General features: G+C 46.9%; 20 protein-coding genes. 17 read left to right on the forward strand and 3 right to left on the reverse strand.

The window, feature by feature from the left end:
- Window positions 1-7 precede the first annotated feature (7 nt).
- From rho to ICW23_RS08475, 5 genes are all read left to right on the forward strand, one after another.
- Window positions 8-1,294 (forward strand): transcription termination factor Rho, encoded by a 1,287-nt coding sequence (gene rho / locus ICW23_RS08455; RefSeq protein ID WP_003151107.1) that lies wholly within the window; start codon window positions 8-10, stop codon window positions 1,292-1,294.
- Window positions 1,295-1,416: 122 nt separating this feature from the next.
- The gene (gene rpmE / locus ICW23_RS08460; RefSeq protein WP_003151132.1) at window positions 1,417-1,617 is read left to right on the forward strand and encodes a 50S ribosomal protein L31; all 201 of its coding nucleotides are present in this window, start codon (window positions 1,417-1,419) and stop codon (window positions 1,615-1,617) included.
- An 83-nt stretch (window positions 1,618-1,700) separates the two neighbouring features.
- A complete protein-coding gene (locus ICW23_RS08465) occupies window positions 1,701-2,291 on the forward strand; it encodes a thymidine kinase (RefSeq protein ID WP_016937623.1) in 591 nt (196 codons plus the stop codon).
- Window positions 2,292-2,567: 276 nt separating this feature from the next.
- A complete protein-coding gene (gene malS, locus ICW23_RS08470) occupies window positions 2,568-4,265 on the forward strand; it encodes an oxaloacetate-decarboxylating malate dehydrogenase (protein ID WP_016937624.1) in 1,698 nt (565 codons plus the stop codon).
- Window positions 4,266-4,350: 85 nt separating this feature from the next.
- The gene (locus tag ICW23_RS08475) at window positions 4,351-5,307 is read left to right on the forward strand and encodes an AEC family transporter (protein WP_049627577.1); all 957 of its coding nucleotides are present in this window, start codon (window positions 4,351-4,353) and stop codon (window positions 5,305-5,307) included.
- A 33-nt stretch (window positions 5,308-5,340) separates the two neighbouring features.
- Here ICW23_RS08475 and racA read toward each other — a convergent pair whose 3' ends face one another.
- Together racA and gloA2 are read right to left on the reverse strand one after the other, a co-directional pair.
- Entirely contained in the window at window positions 5,341-5,904 is a 564-nt protein-coding gene (racA, locus tag ICW23_RS08480; RefSeq protein ID WP_016937626.1) for a chromosome-anchoring protein RacA, read from the reverse strand.
- Between the two features lie 111 nt (window positions 5,905-6,015).
- On the reverse strand, window positions 6,016-6,399 hold the full coding sequence (gene gloA2, locus ICW23_RS08485; protein ID WP_188154341.1) for an SMU1112c/YaeR family gloxylase I-like metalloprotein: 384 nt from the start codon (window positions 6,397-6,399) through the stop codon (window positions 6,016-6,018).
- A gap of 111 nt (window positions 6,400-6,510) precedes the next feature.
- Between gloA2 and prfA the strand changes: the two genes are divergently transcribed.
- From prfA to ICW23_RS08500, 3 genes are all read left to right on the forward strand, one after another.
- The gene (gene prfA / locus ICW23_RS08490) at window positions 6,511-7,581 is read left to right on the forward strand and encodes a peptide chain release factor 1 (protein ID WP_029575294.1); all 1,071 of its coding nucleotides are present in this window, start codon (window positions 6,511-6,513) and stop codon (window positions 7,579-7,581) included.
- A gap of 1 nt (window position 7,582) precedes the next feature.
- Window positions 7,583-8,443 carry a peptide chain release factor N(5)-glutamine methyltransferase gene (gene prmC, locus ICW23_RS08495; RefSeq protein WP_188154342.1) on the forward strand — a complete coding sequence of 287 codons (861 nt, stop codon included), beginning with the start codon at window positions 7,583-7,585 and terminating at the stop codon, window positions 8,441-8,443.
- 70 nt (window positions 8,444-8,513) lie between these two features.
- On the forward strand, window positions 8,514-8,792 hold the full coding sequence (locus ICW23_RS08500; RefSeq protein WP_188154343.1) for a DUF5316 family protein: 279 nt from the start codon (window positions 8,514-8,516) through the stop codon (window positions 8,790-8,792).
- On the opposite strand, the gene ICW23_RS08505 is transcribed toward ICW23_RS08500, so the two are convergent.
- Window positions 8,779-9,153, reverse strand: a complete 375-nt coding sequence (locus tag ICW23_RS08505) for a UPF0715 family protein (RefSeq protein ID WP_047475867.1) — start codon at window positions 9,151-9,153, stop codon at window positions 8,779-8,781. The two genes, ICW23_RS08500 and ICW23_RS08505, sit on opposite strands and share 14 nt — an antisense overlap.
- Before the next feature lie 160 nt (window positions 9,154-9,313).
- Between ICW23_RS08505 and spoIIR the strand changes: the two genes are divergently transcribed.
- The 9 genes from spoIIR (at window position 9,314) to upp (ending at window position 16,159) form a co-directional block, all read left to right on the forward strand.
- Window positions 9,314-9,994, forward strand: coding sequence for a stage II sporulation protein R (gene spoIIR / locus ICW23_RS08510; RefSeq protein WP_188154344.1), 681 nt, complete (start codon window positions 9,314-9,316; stop codon window positions 9,992-9,994).
- Between the two features lie 72 nt (window positions 9,995-10,066).
- Window positions 10,067-10,510 (forward strand): GNAT family N-acetyltransferase, encoded by a 444-nt coding sequence (locus ICW23_RS08515; RefSeq protein ID WP_029575296.1) that lies wholly within the window; start codon window positions 10,067-10,069, stop codon window positions 10,508-10,510.
- Window positions 10,511-10,666: 156 nt separating this feature from the next.
- Window positions 10,667-11,707 (forward strand): L-threonylcarbamoyladenylate synthase, encoded by a 1,041-nt coding sequence (locus ICW23_RS08520; protein ID WP_188154345.1) that lies wholly within the window; start codon window positions 10,667-10,669, stop codon window positions 11,705-11,707.
- A 69-nt stretch (window positions 11,708-11,776) separates the two neighbouring features.
- Window positions 11,777-12,334, forward strand: a complete 558-nt coding sequence (locus tag ICW23_RS08525) for a manganese efflux pump MntP (RefSeq protein ID WP_016937635.1) — start codon at window positions 11,777-11,779, stop codon at window positions 12,332-12,334.
- Between the two features lie 73 nt (window positions 12,335-12,407).
- A complete protein-coding gene (locus tag ICW23_RS08530) occupies window positions 12,408-12,863 on the forward strand; it encodes a low molecular weight protein arginine phosphatase (protein WP_099744611.1) in 456 nt (151 codons plus the stop codon).
- Window positions 12,864-12,994: 131 nt separating this feature from the next.
- Window positions 12,995-13,444, forward strand: a complete 450-nt coding sequence (gene rpiB / locus ICW23_RS08535) for a ribose 5-phosphate isomerase B (protein ID WP_016937637.1) — start codon at window positions 12,995-12,997, stop codon at window positions 13,442-13,444.
- Window positions 13,445-13,457: 13 nt separating this feature from the next.
- Entirely contained in the window at window positions 13,458-14,000 is a 543-nt protein-coding gene (locus ICW23_RS08540; RefSeq protein ID WP_016937638.1) for a TIGR01440 family protein, read from the forward strand.
- 147 nt (window positions 14,001-14,147) lie between these two features.
- Window positions 14,148-15,395, forward strand: a complete 1,248-nt coding sequence (gene glyA, locus ICW23_RS08545; protein WP_016937639.1) for a serine hydroxymethyltransferase — start codon at window positions 14,148-14,150, stop codon at window positions 15,393-15,395.
- Window positions 15,396-15,529: 134 nt separating this feature from the next.
- On the forward strand, window positions 15,530-16,159 hold the full coding sequence (upp, locus tag ICW23_RS08550; protein ID WP_016937640.1) for a uracil phosphoribosyltransferase: 630 nt from the start codon (window positions 15,530-15,532) through the stop codon (window positions 16,157-16,159).
- Window positions 16,160-16,540 lie beyond the last annotated feature (381 nt).

Consider the following 16,540-nt stretch of genomic DNA (forward strand, 5'->3'; position numbering starts at 1 on the left):
GTTTTTTATGAAAGACGTATCTATTTCCTCTTTGGAAAATATGAAATTAAAAGAACTGTACGAACTGGCAAGACATTATAAAATCTCCTATTACAGCAAACTGACCAAAAAAGAATTAATCTTTGCCATACTGAAAGCCAACGCCGAGCAGGAGGATCTTCTGTTTATGGAAGGTGTGCTCGAAATCATCCAATCGGAAGGGTTCGGCTTCCTCAGACCGATTAATTACTCGCCAAGCTCAGAAGACATCTACATTTCTGCTTCCCAGATCCGCCGCTTTGATTTAAGAAACGGTGACAAAGTTTCCGGCAAGGTGCGCCCGCCGAAAGAGAACGAACGCTATTACGGACTTTTGCACGTTGAAGCGGTAAATGGCGATGATCCGGAATCCGCGAAGGAGCGCGTTCATTTTCCTGCGCTGACTCCGCTTTATCCCGACCGCCAAATGGTGCTTGAGACGAAACCGAATTATCTCTCTACACGAATTCTCGATATGATGGCTCCTGTCGGTTTCGGCCAGCGCGGTCTGATCGTGGCGCCGCCGAAAGCCGGTAAAACCATGCTGTTAAAAGAAATCGCTAACAGCATTACGACAAATCAGCCTGACGCTGAATTGATCGTGCTCTTAATTGATGAAAGACCGGAAGAAGTAACGGATATCGAACGTTCCGTAGCGGGCGATGTCGTCAGCTCCACGTTTGATGAAGTGCCGGAAAATCACATCAAGGTAGCGGAGCTTGTGCTTGAACGGGCGATGCGTCTCGTTGAACACAAAAAAGACGTTATCATCCTGATGGACAGCATTACCCGCCTGGCACGCGCCTACAACCTCGTTATCCCGCCAAGCGGACGTACGCTTTCCGGCGGTATTGACCCGGCTGCATTCCATCGTCCGAAGCGCTTTTTCGGTGCCGCGAGAAACATTGAAGAGGGCGGCAGCCTGACCATTTTAGCGACGGCACTCGTAGACACGGGCTCCCGGATGGATGACGTCATCTATGAAGAATTTAAAGGAACGGGCAACATGGAGCTTCACCTTGACCGTTCTCTTGCGGAAAGACGGATTTTCCCGGCGATCGATATCCGCCGCTCCGGTACACGGAAGGAAGAGCTGCTCGTGCCGAAAGAGCATCTTGACCGTTTATGGGCGATCCGCAAGTCGATGTCTGATTCTCCGGACTTCGCAGAGAAGTTTATGAGAAAAATGAAAAAAACGAAAACAAATCAGGAATTCTTCGATCTGATCAACCAAGAATGGAAGCAGGCGAACCTGTCATCATCAGCCCGCCGCTGATAAAAAATGTATTTGCAAATGCAGTAAATGACTGATATAATTCTCTCATATGCGTTCCGGATTCGCTCCGGAATAATAACTCTGTTTCCACATGGGATTCAGGGCGGAAGGAGATGGATACAATGAAAGCAGGAATTCATCCTAATTTCAAAAAAGCAACAGTTAAATGCGCTTGCGGAAATGAATTTGAAACAGGCTCAGTAAAAGAAGAGGTACGCGTTGAGATTTGCTCTGAATGCCACCCATTCTACACTGGACGTCAAAAATTCGCTTCTGCTGATGGTCGTGTTGATCGCTTTAACAAAAAATACGGTCTTAAGTAATAATAGATTTTACAGGCAGGCAAGAATTGCTTCTTGCCTGTTTTTTATGTCTATAAACAGGAAAAAAGGGGAGCGGATAGCCTATGTACATAATGAAGCAAAGCGGATGGCTTGAGCTGATATGCGGCAGCATGTTCTCTGGGAAATCAGAAGAGCTGATCCGCAGAGTGAAAAGAGCGACATATGCGAAGCAGGAGGTTAAGGTATTCAAACCTGCCATTGATAATCGCTACAGTGAGGAAGCCGTCGTTTCCCACAACGGCACATCCATGACAAGCCACGTCATCTCGTCTTCGGCTGAAATATGGGATCATATCAGTGAAAGCACGGACGTCATCGCGGTAGATGAAGTGCAGTTTTTCGGCGAATCGATCATTGACGACTTATCCCGGCTTGCCGATAAAGGCTATCGTGTCATCGCGGCCGGACTTGATATGGATTTCCGCGGAGAGCCGTTCGGCGTTGTGCCGAATCTGATGGCGGTTGCCGAATCGGTAACGAAGCTGCAGGCGGTATGCTCTGTCTGCGGGTCGCCGGCAAGCCGTACGCAGCGTTTAATTGACGGGAAGCCCGCTTCCTATGATGACCCGGTCATTTTAGTCGGCGCATCAGAGTCATACGAAGCGAGATGCAGGCATCATCACGAAGTGCCGAAAAAACAGACTGATAAATAATCCTTTTCATGAAAACATCGGTAAAACTTCCGGTGTTTTTTTGACGTTTTTTCAAATATTGTAGTTAAATAACTTAAAAAAGAGTATGAAAAAATTAAGTAATTTTCATCTCTTGAATTTTCATTTTTACAGGCATAAAATGACTAAGTAATGTAAATAGTTATGAGACATTGTTCGAATAATTGTCAAAAAAAGATATAGCAGATCGCGATCACATTAACCAAATTGGGTAATTACTTAACTTTGTTAACTATTTGAAGAAAGAAGGAGATTTTCTTGAATAATATTAAAGTAACGAAGGAAGGCAACTTAGAAACTACTTTAAGAGGAAAAGAAGTTCTATCTATCCCTACTTTAAATAAAGGCGTTGCGTTTTCAGCAGAGGAAAGAAAAAGCCTTGGATTAGACGGGCTGCTTCCTCCGACAATTCTGTCTCTTGATGAACAGGCTAAACGCGCATACGAGCAGTTTCAGGCTCAGCCGGACCGCCTTCGCCAAAACGTATATTTGAATGATTTGCAAAACCGTAACGAAGTTCTTTTCTTTAAATTGCTTCAAAACCATCTTCGCGAAATGCTGCCGGTTGTTTACACACCGACTGTAGGTGAAGCGATTCAAGAATACAGCCATGAGTACAGAAGACCTCAAGGGATTTACCTTTCTATCGACAATGTGGAAGGCATTGAAGAAGCATTTGAAAACCTTCATGCCACTGCCGGCGATATTGATCTGATCGTTGCGACAGACTCAGAAAGCATCCTCGGAATCGGTGACTGGGGTGTAGGCGGAATTAACATCGCCATCGGTAAATTAGCTGTATACACAGCCGCTGCCGGTATTGATCCAAGCCGTGTTATTCCTGTCGTTCTTGACGTCGGTACGAACAATGAAAAACTTCTGAACGATCCTTTATACATCGGTAACCGCCATGAACGTATCCAAGGCGAACGTTACGAAGCTTTCATTGACGCTTATGTAAAAGCTGCGCTTAAATATTTCCCTAAAGCTCTTCTTCACTGGGAAGACCTTGGAAACAAAAACGCGCGCAATATCATGAAGAAATACAATCATGAAATTCTTACTTTCAACGATGATATTCAAGGTACTGGTGCGATTACGCTTGCAGGTGTGCTTGCAGCTATGAAGAAAACAGGTGCTTCTATTAAAGATCAGCGTGTGGTTGTCTTCGGTGCGGGATCTGCCGGAATCGGAATCGCTGACCAAATCCGCGACACTATGGTGCTTGCCGGTCTTTCTGAAGAAGAAGCCAACAAAGCATTCTACACAATGGACTACAGAGGCCTGTTAGTTGAAGGTATGGAAAACATTCTTGATTTCCAAGAGCCGTACCTGCGCACAGCTGAAGAAATTAAAGATTGGAAACGCGATGAAAATGGACAAATTCCTTTCATTGAAGTGATCCGTCAAGCAAAACCGACGATCTTAATCGGTACTTCAGGCCAAAGCGGCGCATTCAGTGAAGAAATCGTAAAAGAAATGGCAAAACATGTTGAGCGTCCGGTCATCATGCCGATGTCTAACCCGACACCGCTTGCTGAAGCCGTTCCTAGCGATCTTTTCAAATGGACTGACGGTAAAGTTCTTGTGGCAACAGGAAGCCCGTTTGACAATGTTGAGTACAATGGCGTTTCTCATGAAATCGGACAATCTAACAACGCATTCGCGTTCCCTGGACTTGGCCTCGGTTCAATCGTTGTAGAAGCGAAAGTGATTACTCCTGCAATGTTTGCGGCAACTGCTGACGCAATCGCAGAAAGCGTTGATTTTGAAACACCGGGTGCAGGTCTTCTGCCGAGCATGAGCGACTTACAAGAAGTTTCAATTAAAGTTGCGATCGCCGTAGCAGAAACTGCAATTAAAGAAGGCGTGGCAAACCGCATTCCTGAAAATGTAGAACAAGCCGTTCTTGATGCAATGTGGAAACCGCAATACAAACAAGTTGTAGCTAAATAATTTTACGATTAATTTTACAGTCCGAGGGAAAGCTTTTATATAAAGGCTAAAGTATACGGACATTAAGGATTTGGAGGAGAATATTTTGAGCTTCTTAGATATTTTAATCCTCCTGGCACCGATCTTTTTCGTGATCGTGCTGGGTTGGTTCGCAGGTCGCTTCGGAAGTTATGACGCGAAGTCAGCAAAAGGGGTAAGCACCTTAGTTACGAAGTACGCGCTTCCGGCGCATTTTATCGCCAGTATTTTAACCACTTCAAGAAGTGCGTTTTTAACACAGATTCCTTTAATGATCGCTTTGATCATCGGGATCGTCGGATTCTATATCGTCATTCTGCTGGTTTGTAAATTCATCTTTAAGTATGATTTAACGAACTCATCTGTATTTTCTTTAAACTCAGCACAGCCGACATTTGCATTTATGGGTATTCCTGTACTCGGAAGCTTATTCGGCGCAAACGAAGTAGCGATTCCTATTGCCGTAACGGGTATCGTGGTTAACGCCATGCTTGATCCGATTGCGATCATTATCGCTACTGTCGGTGAGTCATCTAAGAAGCAAGACAGTGAAAATGAGAATTTCTGGAAAATGACTGGTAAGTCTATTCTTCACGGTCTTTCTGAACCGCTTGCGGCTGCACCGCTTATCAGTATCATCCTTGTGCTGTTCGGTGTAAGTCTTCCTGAGCTCGGCGATAAAATGCTTGAGCAGCTCGGAAGCACAACATCAGGTGTTGCGCTCTTCGCCGTCGGTGTAACTGTCGGTATCCGCAACATCAAGCTCAGTGTGCCGGCTTTCGGTATCGCTTTGTTAAAAGTTGCCGTTCAGCCTGCATTGATGTACTTGATCGCTCTTGCAGTCGGACTTCCGGCTGACCAGATCACAAAAGCGGTATTGCTTGTTGCATTCCCTGGATCTGCGGTAGCGGCGATGATTGCCACACGTTTCGAAAAACAAGAGGAAGAAACTGCGTCTGCGTTCGTGATCAGTGCGATTTTATCTCTAATCTCACTGCCGATCATCATTGCGCTGACTGCATAATGAAAAGCTCCCTGCTTCAGGGAGCTTTTTTAATTAGAATTGAAATTTAAAAGGCGAAAATCTCGTTTTTTTTCTGGGTTTCTTATGTTCTGAAGAAGCGGCTGTTTCTGAGAGGGGAGCTGTCTGGGCAAGTTCCTGGATGCGGGAGGCCAATGTCTGCAATTCGGCATTGAGGTCGTCGATTTCCCGTCTGTGCTGTAGAAGCTGATAAGACACACCTTCATCCGCCTTTTGTTTGAGCTGGCGTTCCAGCTCAGCTATTCTTGATAGCAGTTGGTTCCCGTCCTGTTTCTCTTTCGTGAGAATATCCAGTTTACGTTCCAGCTCTGCCAACCTTTGTTCGGCGCCGCCGCTGGTTTTCGGCCGCTGCAAAATAAAGCCCGTCCGTTTTTTCGGCTGCCGGGGCACTTGCACGTCCAGCAGAGCAGTGCCTTCAGAAATTTGCCGTTTGACCGATTTCAGTACATCAAGGTCCTCAGGCGTAAAGGAATAATGCCCGAGCTCATTCCGTTCAGCCGGAAGATTCAGCTGCTTGACCCACCTTTGCACCGTTTTTGCGGAGACACCGAGTTCTTTCGCGGCCATGTTTGTATTCATGATCACATACCTCCTTTTCAGCTAGGTATTCGACCATGATGCGGCGTTCCCTTCATGTTAGACAAAACAAGAAGGAATTCGCCAAAGAAAGCAACATTTCTTCAAAAAACGTTACGCTTCATACAATTCTAGCGGAAGCTTGTCGGGATCGAAGAAAAAGGTAAAGCGTTTCCCTGTCAGCGGATCGGTTCTGACCGGTTCTGTGTCGATGCCCTTTTCCTTTAACTCCCTGATGTCAGCTTCAAGATCGTTAACAGTGAAGGCGAGGTGCCGGAGACCTGCTGCTTCAGGACGGGTCGGCCGCTCGGGCGGATCGGGAAAGGAAAACAATTCAATCACATATGTGCCGTCCAGCGCCAGATCGAGTTTATAAGACCCGCGCTCCTTTCGGTATGTTTCTTTTATAATGCCGAAACCGAGCGTTTCCGTGTAAAAAGCTTTCGACTTTTCATAATCAGAGCATATGATTGCTATATGGTGGATGGATTTCAGCATATCCGCTCCTCCTTTTTTGTTTCAGTATAGCAGAGGCCGATTGCTTTTGACTGGTGATAAGCCCTATACTATAATGAGAATGTTACGCACAGGAAAACAGAGGTGAAGACCGTGTTAGACCGTTTACAGTCAATTGAACAACGATACGAAAAATTAAATGAGCTTTTAAGTGATCCGGAAGTGGTCAACGATCCGAAAAAGCTTAGAGAATATTCCAAAGAGCAATCTGATATACAGGAAACTGTTGAAGTCTATAGACAATACAGAGACGCATCAGAACAGCTTGCCGATGCGAAAGCAATGCTTGAGGATAAGCTTGATGCCGATATGAGAGAAATGGTGAAGGAAGAAATCTCCGAGCTGCAGGGAGAGACCGAAACCTTATCAGAGCGTTTGAAAGTGCTCCTCATCCCGAAAGACCCGAACGATGACAAAAACGTAATCATGGAGATCCGCGGCGCAGCGGGCGGAGAAGAAGCCGCGCTGTTTGCGGGAAATCTCTATAGAATGTACTCCCGTTATGCCGAAATCCAAGGCTGGAAGACCGAAGTCATGGAAGCAAACGTGACCGGAACGGGCGGTTACAAGGAAATCATCTTTATGATTACGGGAAAAGGCGCGTACTCCAAGCTGAAGTATGAGAATGGGGCGCACCGCGTGCAGCGGGTGCCGGAAACGGAATCAGGCGGCCGCATTCATACGTCTACGGCGACGGTGGCGTGTCTTCCGGAAGCGGAAGAAGTAGAAGTGGACATCCATGAAAAGGATATCCGCGTCGATACATTCGCATCAAGCGGACCGGGCGGACAGAGCGTAAACACGACAATGTCGGCCGTACGCCTGACGCATTTGCCTACGGGTGTCGTCGTATCCTGTCAGGATGAAAAATCTCAGATTAAAAACAAAGAAAAAGCGATGAAGGTGCTCCGCGCCAGAATCTATGACAAATTCCAGCAGGAAGCCCAGGCTGAATATGATCAGACACGCAAATCAGCCGTCGGTTCAGGCGACCGTTCTGAACGTATCCGCACATACAATTTCCCGCAAAACCGTGTGACGGATCACCGCATCGGACTGACGATTCAAAAGCTGGACCAAATCCTTGAAGGAAAGCTTGATGAAGTGGTTGAAGCGTTAATCGTAGAAGACCAGTCAAGCAAGCTCCAGCAGGCGGAAAATTAAGATGAAGACCGTTTTTGAAGCCCTAAGCTGGGCTTCTTCTTATTTAACCGAAGCGGGAAGAGAAAAAAACGCGGCCGAGCTGCTGCTGTTAAATGATACCGGAATGGATCGGAGCAAGCTTCTCGCAAGTCTGCAGGAGCCTGTCGGCGAGGATGAGCTATACCGTTTCAGACGGCATGTGGAAATGCATAAAGAAGGCGTTCCGATTCAATATATTATCGGGAAAGAACAGTTTTATGGCAGGGAATTCTTTGTGAATGACGATGTTCTCATTCCGCGTCCGGAAACGGAAGAAGTCGTCTTTCATCTGCTGGACAGACAGAAGCGGGTGTTTTCTGAGGGAGAACGCCTGAATATAATTGATATCGGAACGGGGAGCGGAGCCATTGCGGTGACGCTTGCACTTGAATGCGGACATTTTTCAGTATCGGCTTCGGACATTTCAAAAGAAGCGCTTCAGGTGGCGGAAAGAAATGCGCAAAACCTCGGAGCGGACGTCCGCTTTTTGCAGGGAGATCTGTTGACTCCTTTTATTTCATCAGGAATAAAAGCGGATATTATTGTGTCCAACCCGCCGTATATTTCTGAAGAAGAGATGGCGGAGTTATCCGATATCGTCCGTTTTCATGAGCCGCTTCATGCTCTTACGGACGGCGGAGACGGTTTAAAATTCTACAAGCGGTTTATGGAGGAGCTTCCGCTCGTGATGAAAGATAAAGCGCTTGTCGTCTTTGAAATCGGATATAATCAGGGAAAAGCCGTGAAAGACCTGTTCCGTCATTCCTTTCCGAATGCGGAAGTGGAAGTCATAAAGGACATCAATGGAAAAGACAGAACCGTATCCGCGGTCATCACATCATGAAAAAAGCCTGCCGGTGACGCACACGGCAGGCTTTTGTTACAATGGAAAGAAAATGAAAGGGGTATCCGCCTTGAAAAAAGCATTTGCTTTCGGATGTATACTGGCCGCCGCAGCTTATGCGGCGGGGTTTGTTCTGCCGTTTGGCTTTGACGGCATTTTCGGTGCCGTTACGGCCGTTCTTATCATCACAGCGATCATTGTTTCCGGGTTGGCTGTAAGCGGAGCGGATCAGCGGGCCAATTATCATTCTGAAACAAAAGAAGGCCGGCACGCCCGTTTGAAGATGGCAGCCGTTTTCTTTTGCGCCGCTCTGCCTTCAGCCGTCTGTCTGCTGATTACGCTTCTGTAGCCGGACTTTGTCTTTGCAGCAATACGGAATCCCACACCCAATAGACGGCGGCTGTTAAAACCGCAAAAATATAAAAGGCCGAATTAGAAAACAGAGATTGGCCTGACGGCTGCAACAGACCGAAGATGATCCCGTTTGCGACAAATGACGTTCCTAAATAATAAAGGAAATAAAGCGGATGAAATCTCTTCGGCTTTTTATTCAAAAAGTATTGAAGCGGCAGCGCAAAAATCAAATAGGGAAACAAAAAATAAAATGCCATCGAAATGAAAGCCGCGATAATAAATTGATGAACATACAAAATAGAATAAATGACAGACATGCATGCCGCCGACAGCAGCACGGTGTAATTATATTTCATCTGAAAACCCTCCTATCAAAATAATATCGTACCATATTCTGAATCTGTCAATGCAGATTATCAGCTTGCTAGATTTTTTTCTTCCCGCCGGTTTAAACCTTTTCGGTCATGTCCATAATGAGACTAGATAAAAAAGCACGGAGAGGAACGGTGGGGACCGATGAAACAGACAATGATGATCTGCATATATATTTTTCTTTTATTATCAGGAGCGCTTGCGGGCTTGACGAAAGAAGAAACGGCGCGGGCGTCAGCCAATGAGCCCGTTGTCATACCGGATGAAGCGATACGGCTTCGGATCTTAGCCAACAGTGATAACGATGAGGATCAAAAGCTCAAGCGCCAGATCAGAGATGCTGTAAACAAGGAAATCACAGGCTGGGTGAAAGATATCACTTCTATTGAAGAAGCGCGGCGGCTCATCCGTTCAAAGCTTCCTGAAATTAAAGAAATCGCCAAACAAACAATGAAAGAAAAAGGTGCGCATCAATCCGTTTCAGTTGAATTCAATAAAATTTCGTTTCCGACAAAGCTTTACGGCAATATGGTCTATCCGGCCGGAAAATATGAAGCGATTTTAATTACCCTCGGCAATGGCGAGGGCGCCAACTGGTGGTGCGTCTTGTTTCCGCCGCTATGCTTCCTTGATTTTTCAAACGGTGAAGCGGTGAAAGATCAGGAAGACGGCGGACAGAAGCAGGAAGAAACGAAAAAACAGACAGAAAAAGTGATGGATGACGTCAAAGCGAAAGCTGATAAAGCAAAGAAAGAAAATAAAGATGACGATGATACCGAAGTGAAGTTTTTCCTCGTCGATTGGATTTCAGATCTGTTTTCCTGAAGCAAAAAGGCATAAATCCGGATTCGATTCATAGATTGGAAGAAAGAGTTGATCGAAACGGAGGGGAAATATATGTTTTATCAGCTGAGAGTGGCAAGAGATCAAGATACGGAGGCGCTGGAGGCCTTTTTGAAAAAGGCTGATACGGCACATGCGGAAATCGATCAGCAGATCAGCCGGTTTATCATGCTGGAGGACAGTGAGAAAGAGATTGCCGCCTGTCTCGGGATCGAAAAATTCAGCGGCGGAAAAGGGCTTCTCCGTTCACTCGTTATGTCGGACAGGCTGAACCAAAGCCATATCGTTACGCTGTTTCAAAGTATGGATGTGCTGTGCAAAAAACATGAAATTCAAGATGTCTACTTAGTCGCCAATCAGCCCTCATCTGCTGAATTTCTGAGTGTGATGGGATTTGAAGAATGCGCCGATGTGCCTGATGAACTGTATACGTCCGAGCATTTCCGCAATTCGTTATGCACAGAAGGTTCGTTTTTGATGGTGAAAACCTCTGCATAACCTCACTTATGCACAAAGTTATCCACTTATCGAAAAGTGTTGTCCACAGTTTGTGGATAACACTTGTTTTATTAAAGGACATCTTTTATACTTTCAAAAGGAATACATGAGAGAAAATAAAGTTTTACCGCTTTAAAATAAGGAGTTTGGTTATACATGAAAACAAGAAGATGGTTTGTGGATTCTTCCGCAAAATTATCCACAACCGATCCCCAGATTACACAAGCCGCGGAATTGCTCCGGCAGAATGAAGTTGTGGCTTTTCCGACAGAAACCGTTTACGGACTGGGCGCTAACGCTGAAAATACGGAAGCTGTAACGAAAATTTATGAGGCGAAAGGAAGGCCGAGCGACAATCCGCTGATTGTGCACATATCTGACATCAGCCAGCTTGATCGTTTTATCAGCCATATTCCTGAAACGGCGAAAAAGCTCATGACGCTTTTTTGGCCGGGCGCGCTGACTCTGGTCTTACCGTGTAAGCCCGGCGTGCTGTCCCCCCGTGTCACCGCGGGACTTGATACGGTAGCGGTCAGAATGCCTGATCATCCGGTGGCGTTAGCCCTCATCAGTTCGGCCGGACTGCCGATCGCAGCGCCGAGCGCCAATTTATCAGGAAAACCGAGCCCGACCAAGGCCGAGCATGTGGCTCATGATTTAAACGGCCGCATTGCCGGCATTGTGGACGGCGGAGCGACCGGGATCGGAGTGGAATCAACCGTTCTGTCCTGTGCGGGGAAACAGCCCGTGCTGCTTCGTCCGGGCGGCGTGACAAAAGAACAGATTGAATCCGCAGCCGGTCCGGTTCTTGTGGATAAAGGGCTGACCGAAGAAGATGAGGTTCCTATTTCTCCCGGTATGAAATATACACACTATGCGCCTTCTGCGCCGATGGCTATTGCCGACGGCGGTGCCCTGAGAATTCAAGAGCTGGCTGACGAATATAAAAGCCGGGGAAAACGGATCGGCATTCTGACAACAGAGGAGAATGCCGATAGGTACGAGGCTGATTTTATTAAGGTATGCGGCCGGCGCGCCGACCTTGAAACAGTGGCGTCCGCCTTGTACGATGCGCTCCGCAGCTTTGATGATGCAAAAGTGGATATGATTATTTCTGAATCCTTTCCGGACACCGGAGTGGGACTCGCCATTATGAACAGGCTGATGAAGGCTGCGGGCGGCACCGTTATCCATTAACTTGTTCTACCCCTTATCGGACATGCATAAGCTAAACAAGCGGGCACGTCCAAGGGGGTTTTTTATTTCATGTCGAATCTATTCATCGGGGAGCTTGTCTCCTTAAGCATCATGGCATTTGCTTTGGGGACGGATGCTTTTTCCGTCGGGCTCGGAATGGGAATGATTCAGCTGAAGAAAAAACAAATCTTTCATATAGGAATTGTCATCGGGCTGTTTCATGTCATCATGCCGCTGGCAGGAATGGCGGCCGGGCATCTGCTGTCCGGTTTTCTGGGGATGCTTGCCGTTTACATCGGCGGGTCTCTTCTTTTCATTTTAGGAGTGCAAATGATCATCGCCTCGTTTAAACAATCGGACGGGCCGCTCATATCTCCGGCAGGCTCGGGACTGTTCTTATTCGCGGTCGGTGTCAGTCTTGACAGTTTTTCTGTCGGGCTCAGCCTCGGGATGAACGGCTCCAACCCGATGCTGGCCGTTGCGCTGTTCGGAATCTTCAGCACCGTTTTAACATGGGCGGGGCTCTTGGCCGGAAGAAAGGTGCAATCATGGCTCGGCTCCTACAGCGAAGCCCTCGGCGGAGCCATTTTGATCGGATTCGGGCTGAAACTGCTTTTACCGATATAGGGCTGAGTAAAAAAGAAACGAAGATGCCGTTTCTTTTTTCTTCATTTATAATAGGCAGTAAGAGGTGACGGATATGAAAATAATCTTTGTTTGTACAGGCAATACGTGCCGCAGTCCCATGGCTGAGGCTCTTTTTAAATCCATTGCAGTAACGAAAGGGCTGGACGTCAGCGCAAGCTCTGCCGGAGTATTCGCGTCCCCGAACGGAAAAGCGTCGGCTCATGCCGTGGAAGCGCTGTTTGAAAAACGGATCGCTCTCAATCACAGTTCATCTCCCTTAACGGAAGAACATATCGAGACGGCCGATCTGGTGCTGACGATGACCGAACAGCATAAACAGCTGATCAAAAGCCGATATCGAAACAGTCATGGTAAAGTATTTACCATTAAAGAATACGTAACGGGAAAAAACGGCGATATTTCTGACCCGTTCGGCGGTCCGCTTGATGTTTATAAAAGGACGCGGGACGAACTGGAGGAACTGCTGACCCTTTTGGCTGACCAATTGCTTGACGGAAAAAGCAAGTAATCTGTCAGAAAATCTGCAAACAGGTCATTTGCAAAACGAATATGAAAGAGTAGAATAAAATCAACGGATTTCGTAAAAAAGGACAAGCACACTGGGCTGTCTTCGCCCAGCCACACCTAGGAGGTAAATGAATGAAAGTAGCTATTGCGTCAGATCACGGCGGCGTCCATATCCGCGAAGAAATCAAAAGTCTGCTGGATGAATTGCAGATTGAATACATTGATATGGGCTGTGAATGCGGCAGCGGTTCTGTTGATTATTCTGACTACGCTTTTCCGGTAGCGGAAAAAGTGGTGAACGGTGAAGTTGACAGGGGAATTTTAATTTGCGGCACAGGCATCGGCATGAGCATTTCCGCAAACAAGGTAAAAGGAATACGCTGTGCGCTTGCGCATGACACCTTCAGCGCAAAAGCGACGCGGGAACACAATGATACGAATGTTCTTGCGATGGGGGAACGCGTCATCGGCCCGGGTCTGGCGCGCGAAATCGCAAAAATCTGGCTGACGACTGAATTTACGGGCGGCCGCCACGAACGGCGGATCGGCAAAATCGCAGATTACGAAGAAAAAAATCTGTAAGAGGTGCTGGACAATGGAAGAGATGAAGCGAAAATGGACGGACATGCTGACTGAATTTCAAGAGCAGGCCGAACTTAAGGACGGCAGTCTGCTGGTCATCGGGTGCAGTACGAGTGAAGCCGCCGGAAGCCGGATCGGCACCGCGGGGAGCGGCGATTGGGCTGAATTGATTTACGGCGGACTTGCCCGGTTCAAGGAAAAAACGGGTGTTCATCTTGCTTTTCAATGCTGCGAGCATTTAAACAGGGCGCTTGTCATTGAGGCGGAAACGGCCGAGCGGTTCAGGCTCCCCATCGTTTCAGCCGTCCCCGTCCCGAAAGCGGGCGGAGCGATGGCTTCATATGCATACCGGCAAATGCAATCTCCCGTGCTCGCTGAATCGATTCAGGCTGACGCCGGAATTGACATCGGTGATACGTTCATCGGCATGCATTTAAAACCCGTTGCCGTCCCTGTCCGGATATCAAGCCGTGAGCTCGGAGAAGCGCATGTGACGATGGCCCGGACAAGGCCGAAGCTGATCGGCGGAATTCGCGCCGTTTATGAATGCGAATGATGAAAATGCTTTTCCTATATAATGTTCGTGTTTTCCAATTAAATATTGTGTTTTTTTTAAATAAGCTGTTACATTCACCTGAAAAACCATGTACAATAAGGGTGGTAAAAATAAAGAACAGGAAACGGATAGGAGAGGATTTCGCTGATGAAACATTTACCTGCACAAGATCAACAAGTGTTTAACGCCATTAAAAATGAGCGTAAGCGTCAACAGACTAATATCGAATTAATTGCTTCTGAAAACTTCGTGACGGAAGCGGTAATGGAAGCGCAAGGCTCTGTTTTAACAAACAAATATGCTGAAGGCTACCCCGGCAAACGCTACTACGGCGGCTGTGAGCACGTTGATGTCGTCGAGGACATCGCCCGCGACCGCGCGAAAGAGATTTTCGGAGCTGAGCATGTAAACGTTCAGCCGCACTCAGGCGCTCAGGCGAACATGGCTGTTTACTTCACGATTTTAGAGCACGGCGACACGGTGCTCGGGATGAACCTCTCCCACGGCGGCCACTTAACACACGGAAGCCCGGTTAATTTCAGCGGCGTTCAATACAACTTTGTTGAATACGGTGTCGATAAAGACACGCAATATATAGATTATGAAGATGTTCGTGAAAAAGCGCTGGCGCATAAGCCGAAACTGATCGTTGCCGGAGCAAGCGCGTATCCCCGCACGATCGACTTTAAAAAATTCCGCGAAATCGCTGATGAAGTCGGCGCTTACTTCATGGTCGACATGGCGCACATCGCGGGTCTTGTCGCGGCCGGCCTTCATCCGAATCCGGTTCCTTACGCTGACTTTGTAACGACAACGACTCACAAAACACTTCGCGGACCGCGCGGAGGAATGATCCTTTGCCGTGAAGAGTTCGGCAAAAAGATTGATAAATCCATTTTTCCGGGCATCCAAGGCGGACCGCTTATGCATGTCATCGCGGCCAAAGCCGTTTCTTTCGGGGAAGTGCTTGAAGAAGATTTCAAAACATATGCGCAAAACGTCATCTCGAACGCGAAGCGTCTTGCTGAATCTCTGACCAAAGAGGGCATTCAGCTCGTATCAGGCGGAACGGATAACCACCTCGTGCTTGTCGACCTCCGTTCTCTCGGTCTGACCGGAAAAGTCGCTGAACATGTTCTTGATGAAATCGGCATTACATCTAATAAAAACGCGATCCCTTATGATCCGGAAAAACCGTTTGTCACAAGCGGAATCCGTCTCGGTACGGCAGCTGTGACAAGCCGCGGATTTGACGGTGACGCACTTGAAGAAGTCGGCGCCATCATCGGCCTTGCGCTGAAAAATCATGAAGACAAAGCAAAGCTTGAAGAAGCAAGACAGCGTGTATCTGCCTTGACTGAAAAGTTTCCTTTATATAAAGAACTGGACTATTAATAAGGAAGAAATCCGCCGGAAGCCTAATCCGGCGGGTTTTTTTATGATTTTCTTGAAACTGTTTGTCTTTTTCTGTAGAATCAATAGAAGTGTGAAAAAGTTACTCGGACAACAAAAAAGGAGCTGAACACAGTATGGGAAAGGTTTACGTATTTGATCATCCTTTAATCCAGCATAAGCTGACATATATTCGGAATGAAAATACAGGCACAAAGGATTTCAGAGACCTTGTGGACGAAGTTGCATCACTGATGGCGTTTGAAATTACACGTGATCTTCCTCTTAAAGAAGTGGAAGTGAAAACACCTGTTCAAACAGCCACATCCAAAGTGATTTCAGGGAAGAAACTCGGTATCGTGCCGATCCTGAGAGCGGGTCTCGGAATGGTTGACGGCATGCTGAAATTAATCCCTGCGGCCAAAGTGGGACATGTCGGATTATACCGTGATCCGGAAACCTTAAAACCGGTGGAATACTATGTTAAGCTTCCTTCTGATGTGGAAGAACGTGATTTTATTGTCGTGGACCCGATGCTTGCAACGGGAGGCTCTGCGGTTGAAGCAATAAACAGCCTGAAAAAACGCGGGGCGAGAAACATTCGTTTCATGTGTCTCGTAGCGGCTCCTGAAGGCGTGGAAGAGCTGCAGAAACACCATTCAGACGTTGATATTTACATCGCGGCCCTGGATGAAAAGCTGAATGAAAAAGGCTATATCGTTCCGGGTCTCGGTGACGCGGGTGACAGACTGTACGGAACAAAATAAATCGGAAAACCTCATTCAGAGGTTTTCTTTTTTTATCCAAATTTTTGCTGAAAGGGGAGAGTTCATACATTTATAGGTGAATTTGTGAACATTCTGTGTATGCTTCCGGTATAAAAAGTTTTTTAACTTTAAACAGATTGACACATGTTAGGGGCTATTGTATGCTAAACGAGGGTATTATGAGAAGGTTTTCATTCCTTTCATTTCTAGTATCCATCCTCATTTTAAATCCTCCAAAAAAACCCGTTATATGAGGATTTATCTAAGCGAATGAAACAGCATCCCGCATCAGGAGGATGAGTGGTTTTTTCGAACAGGCCGTTTTTTTGCGGGACAAAAAAGGCCTTCTGCAAAGGGTTAACCGCATGTATGCCGTATCCA

The sequence above is a fragment of the Bacillus sp. 1021 genome (genome assembly GCF_014534735.1).
GTDB classification, from domain to species: domain Bacteria; phylum Bacillota; class Bacilli; order Bacillales; family Bacillaceae; genus Bacillus; species Bacillus siamensis.